At 68.9% G+C, this 7,128-nt stretch carries 11 protein-coding genes; all 11 read right to left on the bottom strand.

Annotated elements, in window-relative coordinates:
- Window positions 1–126: 126 nt before the first annotated feature.
- Window positions 127–897: an MBL fold metallo-hydrolase gene (locus M7H19_RS10335; protein WP_298180171.1), complete on the bottom strand. Its 771-nt coding sequence runs from the start codon at window positions 895–897 to the stop codon at window positions 127–129.
- Window positions 898–936: 39 nt separating this feature from the next.
- A complete protein-coding gene (gene murI, locus M7H19_RS10330) occupies window positions 937–1,734 on the bottom strand; it encodes a glutamate racemase (RefSeq protein WP_298180169.1) in 798 nt (265 codons plus the stop codon).
- A gap of 21 nt (window positions 1,735–1,755) precedes the next feature.
- Complete coding sequence (locus M7H19_RS10325) at window positions 1,756–2,334, bottom strand: rhomboid family intramembrane serine protease (protein ID WP_298180173.1); 579 nt, start codon at window positions 2,332–2,334, stop codon at window positions 1,756–1,758.
- A 155-nt stretch (window positions 2,335–2,489) separates the two neighbouring features.
- On the bottom strand, window positions 2,490–3,440 hold the full coding sequence (locus M7H19_RS10320) for a cysteine synthase (protein ID WP_298180167.1): 951 nt from the start codon (window positions 3,438–3,440) through the stop codon (window positions 2,490–2,492).
- Window positions 3,441–3,451: 11 nt separating this feature from the next.
- Window positions 3,452–3,730 (bottom strand): ubiquitin-like small modifier protein 1, encoded by a 279-nt coding sequence (locus tag M7H19_RS10315; protein ID WP_298180164.1) that lies wholly within the window; start codon window positions 3,728–3,730, stop codon window positions 3,452–3,454.
- A 67-nt stretch (window positions 3,731–3,797) separates the two neighbouring features.
- The gene (locus M7H19_RS10310; RefSeq protein WP_298180162.1) at window positions 3,798–4,265 is read right to left on the bottom strand and encodes a M67 family metallopeptidase; all 468 of its coding nucleotides are present in this window, start codon (window positions 4,263–4,265) and stop codon (window positions 3,798–3,800) included.
- 44 nt (window positions 4,266–4,309) lie between these two features.
- The gene (locus M7H19_RS10305) at window positions 4,310–4,882 is read right to left on the bottom strand and encodes a hypothetical protein (protein ID WP_298180160.1); all 573 of its coding nucleotides are present in this window, start codon (window positions 4,880–4,882) and stop codon (window positions 4,310–4,312) included.
- Between the two features lie 80 nt (window positions 4,883–4,962).
- Entirely contained in the window at window positions 4,963–5,244 is a 282-nt protein-coding gene (locus tag M7H19_RS10300; protein WP_298180158.1) for an ATP-dependent Clp protease adaptor ClpS, read from the bottom strand.
- Window positions 5,237–6,280 (bottom strand): P1 family peptidase, encoded by a 1,044-nt coding sequence (locus tag M7H19_RS10295; RefSeq protein WP_298180156.1) that lies wholly within the window; start codon window positions 6,278–6,280, stop codon window positions 5,237–5,239. The genes M7H19_RS10300 and M7H19_RS10295 overlap by 8 nt, the downstream gene beginning before the upstream one ends.
- A 13-nt stretch (window positions 6,281–6,293) precedes the next feature.
- Window positions 6,294–6,851, bottom strand: coding sequence for a DUF2017 domain-containing protein (locus tag M7H19_RS10290; RefSeq protein ID WP_298180154.1), 558 nt, complete (start codon window positions 6,849–6,851; stop codon window positions 6,294–6,296).
- Window positions 6,848–7,128, bottom strand: a 281-nt coding sequence (clpS, locus tag M7H19_RS10285) for an ATP-dependent Clp protease adapter ClpS (RefSeq protein ID WP_298180152.1), incomplete at its 5' end; no start/stop codon positions are given. The genes M7H19_RS10290 and clpS, both read right to left, overlap by 4 nt.

Here is a 7,128-nt window from a genome sequence, read left to right as displayed (position 1 = left end):
GATTCGAGGAGATCGGCCGCGTACTTCGTCAACCTCTCGCCGAGGAGCGCTACCGCCGCGGTCACCTGCTCCTGCGGGCACGCTGACACCCGGTGGCCGCCTGGACAGGACCGGACCGAACGGTGCCTAGAACTCGTACACCGTCGCCTGGGTCACGAGTTCCGTCGGTCCGTCGAACGCCGCCCTGGCCTCGGCGAGGATCGCATCGCCGTCCGACCACGGTGGGATGTGCGTGAGCAGCAACCGTCCCACCCTCGCCCGCGCGGCGAGCTCGCCGGCCTGCGCGCCCGACAGGTGCAGGTCGGCGGGCCGGTCGGGCCCACTGGTCCAGCTCGCCTCGCACAGCAACACGTCGACGCCGTCGGCGAGCTCGTCGAGCGCGGCACACGGCCCCGTGTCACCGGTGTAGGCGAAGCTGGCGTCGCCGTACGTGACCCGCACCCCGAACGACTCGGTGGGGTGGTTGACCGGTACCGGGGTGACCGTGAACGGGCCGATGCGCCTCGGCTCGGGACTCAGCGCGTGGAAGTCGAACACGTCCGACAGGTCGGTTTCCCGACGCTCCGCCTCGTGCGGGGCGTAGGCGTTGGCCAGCCGCGTCGGCGCCTCGGCGGGCGCGTGGACGGGCAGCCTGTGCCGACGCGGATCGTAGGGCGGGTTCGGGTGGTAGCGACGTAGCACGGTGAGCGCGCTGACATCGGCACAATGGTCCGGGTGGAGGTGTGACAGGACCAGCGCGTTCAGATCGAACGGGTCGCACACCGTCTGCAGGCGCGCCAACGTGCCGTTACCGAGGTCCAAACCGAGCCGGAACCCGTCGGCCTCCAGCAGGTAGCCGGACGCGGCCTGGTCGGGGCCGGGGATACTGCCACAACAGCCGAGGATGGTCAGTCGCACGATCAACACCTTGCCACGACCGGCCGCGCGGTGCCCTCCTCACGTGGCGGCGAGCACTGTGCCGAGTCCCATGAACCGGCGCGCCAGTTTGGTGAACGGCTCCGCCGGCCCGGTGGCGATGAACTCGTGCTCCGGCGGTTCGTCCCGCTCGGCCAGCAGGTTCAGTTCGGTGAGCACGCGGACGACGTCCTTGGCGGTCTCCTCGGCACTGGACACCAATGTCACGTCCGACCCCATGACGGTCTGGAGGACACCCGTCAACAACGGGTAGTGCGTGCAGCCGAGGATCAAGGTGTCGACACCGTCGCGGGCCAGCGGGTCCAGGTAGCCCTGGGCGAGCCCGAGGACCTGTCGGCCCGAGGTGACACCCCGTTCGACGAACTCGACGAACCGCGGGCAGGCCACGCTGCTGAGCCGGACACCGGTGGCGGCCAGCGCGTCGTCGTAGGCACGGGAACGCACCGTGCCTTCGGTGCCGATGACTCCCACGCAACCGTTGCGGGTCGTCGCCACAGCCCGCCGTGCCGCCGGAAGCACCACCTCGAACACGGGGATGTCGTAACGTTCCCTGGCGTCGCGCAGACACGCGGCGGACGCGGTGTTACAGGCGATGACGAGGGCCTTCACCCCGTCGGCGACGAGACCGTCCAGAGCTCGCAGCGCCAGCTCCCGCACCCGGGCGATGGGCAACGGACCGTAAGGCGCGTGCTGGGTGTCCCCCACGTAACGGAGACGTTCAGCGGGGAGTTGGTCGGCTATGGCACGCGCGACCGTCAACCCACCTACGCCGGAGTCGAAGATTCCGATCGGAGCGAGTTTGGAGCTGGCCGTGGTCACGCCCCCGAGATTACCCGGCGGTCACGACGACGCCGCCGGCCTCGACCGGTCCGCCCTCGCCACGAGCCATGCCGCGAGAACCCCGCCCAGCGCACCGAACAGGTGCCCCTGCCACGACGCACCGGGCGTACCGGGGAATACGCCCCACAACATGCCGCCCCACAGTGCGAGCAGCACGAAGGCCACCGCGAGTTGGGCGATGCCGCGCGAGAACACGCCACGAACGAGCAGGAACGCCAACCAGCCGAAGGCGAGCCCCGACGCGCCCACGGTGACGGTGTGATCGGGCGCGGTCAGCCACACTCCCAGACCACCGACCAGCCAGATCGTGGCCGTCACCACCACCCACTGTCCGATGCCACCGGCCATCGCCAGAAAAGCGAACACCACGACCGGGCCCGTGTTGGCGAGCAGGTGTTGCCAGTCCGCGTGCAGCAGCGGCGCCCACACCACGCCGTCGAGGCCGTCGAACGACCGCGCCACGATGCCGTAGCCGTCGAGGTTCAGCGGCAGGAGCACGTCGATGAACTCGACGATGTACAGCAGGGCGACGAAGGAGACCGCCAGCACAGCCGACGCCAGCGGCCTACGCGGGATCACCCTTTTGGCGGGGTCGCGTCGCGCACGTGGTGCCGGCGAGGAAGTGCCCGAGAAGTCCACGCTATGCAGGCTAACTCAACGAATCGCTCGCCACCTCGGGTGAAAACCCTGGAAGACCTGCGGTGACGACCGCAATCACGACGGGCTTTCGGCAGTCACGCCCACAACTGGCCGTCGAGCCGTTCGGCCGCCTCGTCGAGCGAACCGCTGTAGGCACCGGTGGACAGGTATTTCCAGCCGGCGTCGGCCACCACGAACGCGATGTCGGCCGTGCCGCCCTTCTTCAACACCTTGTTGGCCACTCCCAACGCCGCGTGCAACGCAGCGCCGGTGGAGATACCCGCGAAAATGCCCTCGTGCTCCAGTAGTTGCCGGGTCCGGCGCAGCGCGTCGTAGGCGCCCACGGAGTAACGGCCGCTGAGCACGTCGGGATCGTAGAGTTCGGGAATGAACCCCTCGTCGAGATTGCGCAAGCCGTACACCAGCTCGCCGTAACGTGGCTCGGCGGCGATGACCTGCACGTCCGGTTTGTGCTCACGCAGGTATCGACCGGCGCCCACCAACGTGCCCGTGGTGCCGAGCCCACCGACGAAGTGCGTCAACGTCGGCAGATCCTTCAACAGCTCCGGACCCGTGCTCCGGTAGTGCGCCTCGGCGTTCGCGGGGTTCCCGTACTGGTACAGCATGACCCAGTCCGGGTTGGCCTTCGCCAGTTCCTTCGCGCGCCGCACCGCCTCGTTGGAACCCCCCGCCGCCGGCGAGTACACGATCCGCGCGCCGTACGCCTGCAGCAGCTGTCTGCGCTCCTCCGACGTGTTCTCCGGCATCACGCAGACCATGCCGTACCCCTTGAGCTTGGCGGCCATCGCCAGTGAGATACCGGTGTTGCCGGACGTCGGCTCCAGGATCGTGTCCCCCGGCTTGAGGACGCCTTCCTTCTCGGCCGCCTCGATCATCGCCAGCGCCGGGCGGTCCTTGATCGAACCGGTGGGATTGCGGTCCTCGAGCTTCGCCCACAGGCGCACATCGTCGGACGGCGACAAACGCGGCAACCCCACCAGTGGGGTGTCGCCGAGGGCGTCGAGAAGAGACTCGTAGCGGGCCATCGAGAACCGGCCTAGCGTGCGCCGCCGGCGACGGCAGGCAGGATGGTCACGGTGTCACCGTCGGAGACCTCGGCGTCGAGCCCGCCGGAGAAACGCACGTCCTCGTCGTTGACGTAGACGTTCACGAAACGGTGCAGCTTGTCGTCCTTGACCAGGCGTTCCTTCAAGCCGCCGTGCTTGGCGTCGAGGTCGTCGATCACCTCGCCCACGGTCTTGCCGGACGCCTCCACCGACTTCTGCCCATTGGTGTACGTACGCAGGATGGTGGGGACGGAGACGGTCACGGACATGAATTACCTCCACTCGGAACTGACGGCAGAACAGACGTTCTTGGACAGCGGCGCTTCCCCCGCCCGGTCAGCGCACGTCGGGGATGTCGTCGCTACCAGTGTTGGCGAACATGTACGACTCGACGACTTCCACGGGTTCCTCGGTGACCTCACCGTCGACGATGCGGAACGACCGGAACTCGTACGTCTCCGGATCGCGAGTCGACACCAGTACGTAGTGAGCGAACGGCTCCTGGGCGAGCTTGATATCCGTCCGCGACGGATACGCCTCGGTCGCGGTGTGCGAGTGGTAGATCACCACGGGCTTCTCACCGCGAGCGTCCATTTCCCGGTACAGCCGGAGCAGGTCGCCCGAGTCGAACTCATAGAACGTGGGCGAGCGTGCCGCGTTCACCATCGGAATGAACCGCTCGGGCCGGTCTGTGCCGTCGTCGGGCCCCGCGATCACACCGCACGCCTCGTCCGGATGGTCCCGGCGCGCGTGCTCGACGATCGCGTCCACGAGGTCACGGCGGATCTGCAGCACGTCACCCATTCTACGGTTCCGCAAGGGGATATCCACATCGTGAGACGCGCAGGTCACGCTGTGAAGGCCGACTCATCCCCCGGCTGCTCGGGCTCGGTGGGTTCGGTGGGCGCGGTGAGCTCGGTGAGCGCGGCCTCCGCCAACGCGGTCTGGCACGTGACCAACCAGGTGAGCTCCCGCCCACCACGCCGCAGAGGGACCGTGGGCCAATCCACCAGCGCGTTCCAGCGGGGCCGGGACAGATACGGCGCCTGAGCATGACCGAGAGCACAGAAGACGTCGGGCACCGCGTCCTCGGGAACCGTCACCATCACCGGGTCGTCTCCCGCGTCGTGAGCGTGGCCGACGAGCAGGACCGTCCGCCGCACCGCGTCGAGCACACGGCGCCGCATGAGGTCACCGTGGCGGGCACGGAACTCCTCACTGGCCTCGCGGTCGAAATAGGCGTCGGGAAACAACCTCCGGTTAGGCAACGGACGGGGACGCCGCGCGAACGGCCTCCTACGCTGCCCGATGAGCGCGCATTCGACGCCGTCGAGAACGGTGATCAGGCCCTCGGCCACCGTGCGTGACACGGCCAGGCGCACGGCCTGCCCGGCGCGCCAGGCGCGGACGTAGTCCCCCATCTTCCGTACTCCTCGTCGTGCAGGGTCGTGCAGGCCGTCGTCCCACCCATTCGTCGTCGCATTCGTCGTCGTGGCCGGCTTCAACCGGCGTCGTCCGACTCCGCGCTCACGGTGGCGCGCACACCGAGCAACTGGATCTCCGCCACGATCCGCTCGGCATCCTCGCGGGTGGGGAAGGAGAGCACCCGGGCCGTCCCGTGGCGCTGCGCCTCGTCGGCCAGGGCGACTCCCGTCTCCTTGTCCAGGGCACACACGTGCCGTAACACGAAAGCCACCCCGGGGTAACGGTTCACGTCATCGTGGTGGAGATCGACGTGCCACCTTCTGCGCGCGGGGTGTTCCCGCGTGGTCTGTTCAGTCACGGACAGCGACCTCCGGCCACACGTCGGCGTAGGCGGGCAGGCCTGGAACTCCCGTCGCGGACAACACGCCGCGCACCATCGCGCGGGCGAACACCCGTGCCGCCGCGGCACACAGGCGGTCGAGCGCCGCCGCGACGCCCGCTTCCCCGACCGGCCCTTCCGCCCTCGGCAACTCCTTCTCTCCCGTGGCGAGAGCGAACACGGTGTCACCGTCGAACATCGTGTGCGAGGGCCGCACAGCCCACGCGATACCGTCCTGCGCGGCCACGGCCACTCGCCGACACTGCGCCTTCGACAGCGCGGCGTCGACGGCCACCGCGCCGATCGTCGTGTTCAACCGTTTGTCCGTCCCAGTGGAGCCCGTCCCCGCCGAAGCGAACTCACCCGCTCGCCCGGGCCAACGCATGACCCCGAACTCGCCTTCGTGCTCGTACTCGGCGGCGTACGGCTCACCGGTGTCGAGGCGCACGGCCTCGCCCGCCGCGTTCACCACGGCCAGAGCACCCACCACGAAACCGTCGACGAGCTCACTGGCGGTGCCGACCCCGCCCTTCAACGAACCGGCCTGCGCACCCGTGCCCGCGCCCACCGTGCCCTGGGCGACGGGACCGTCGGTGGCCGCCTCGCACGCGGCGTACCCGAACGTGGCATCCGGCCGGTTGCCCCATTCACTGCGGGGCAGATCGAAGATGACGGCCGCGGGCACGATCGGCACCACCTGCGACGGCTCCGGCCCCACGGGCAGCCCGCGGTGCCGTTCGTCCAGCCACCGCATCACCCCGTCGGCGGCCGCGAGACCGAACGCGCTCCCGCCCGCCAGGCACACGGCATCCACCGTGTTCACCAGGTTCTCGGGCACCAACAGGTCCGTCTCGCGCGTACCCGGGGCCCCGCCGCGCTGGTCCACCGCGCCCACGGTGCCCTGAGGCGGCAGCACCACCGTGGCTCCGCACAGCCAGCCGTCGTCCGTGCGTTCGTGCTGGCCCACCCGGATGCCTGGCACGTCCGTAATCGCGTTGTGCCTGCCTGCCGTCACCAGCACCCCCGATTCACTCGGCGAGAGTCTGTACGAGGGTGTCCTGCACCCAGGTCAACCAGTGGTACACGCCCAGGTGCGAGGCACGCGGATCGTCCGCGGGAAGCTCGTCGGGCATGTCCTCGGTGACGTCCAACGCCGTGCCCAACGCGAGCCGCACATCGTTCAGCGCCGACAACCAGGCGTCGGCCTGCTCGAACGTCAGCCGCACCTCGCCGCCGCCCGGGGGGAGCGTCTGCAACACCACCGCGGCCACGCCGATCTTCGCGTCCAGCACCTCCGGCTCGTGCAGCGAGCGCAGCGCGGCGGCCGAATCCAGGTCCTCCTTGGACGGCGTGTCCGGATCGAGTTTGTGGAAGTCCGGCAGCAACCGTCCCAGCACCGGATCGTCCGGCCCCTCCGAGGGGCCTGTACGGATGCCCGTCAACTCGGCGAGCTCGTCCTGGGGAGCCTCGTCCGCGCGCGCCTTCAACATGTCCTCGACCTGGCTCACCAGGCCACGCAGCACGGCCGCTTCCTGCTGCTCGAATCCGCCGATCACCTTGCCGCCCTTGCGGCGCCATTCCCTCACGGCTGTTCCATCGTTGCCCACAGGCCCGCCGCGTGGAGCTTCGCGACGTCGCCTTCCACCTTCTCCTTCGTCCCGGACGACACGACGGCCCTCCCCTTGTGATGGACGTCGAGCATCAGCTTCGTGGCATGTTCCCTGCTGTATCCGAAGATCTTCTGGAACACGTACGTCACGTAGGACATGAGGTTGACCGGGTCGTTCCACACAATCGTCTGCCACGGTCGGTCCTCGGAGCCCACATCGGCACCGAGTGCTTCTTCGGCCTCGACGGGTGTGG

It is taken from the genome of Saccharomonospora sp. (assembly GCF_027317685.1).
GTDB lineage: Bacteria > Actinomycetota > Actinomycetes > Mycobacteriales > Pseudonocardiaceae > Saccharomonospora.
This window is presented reverse-complemented; position numbering and strand designations above follow the sequence as displayed.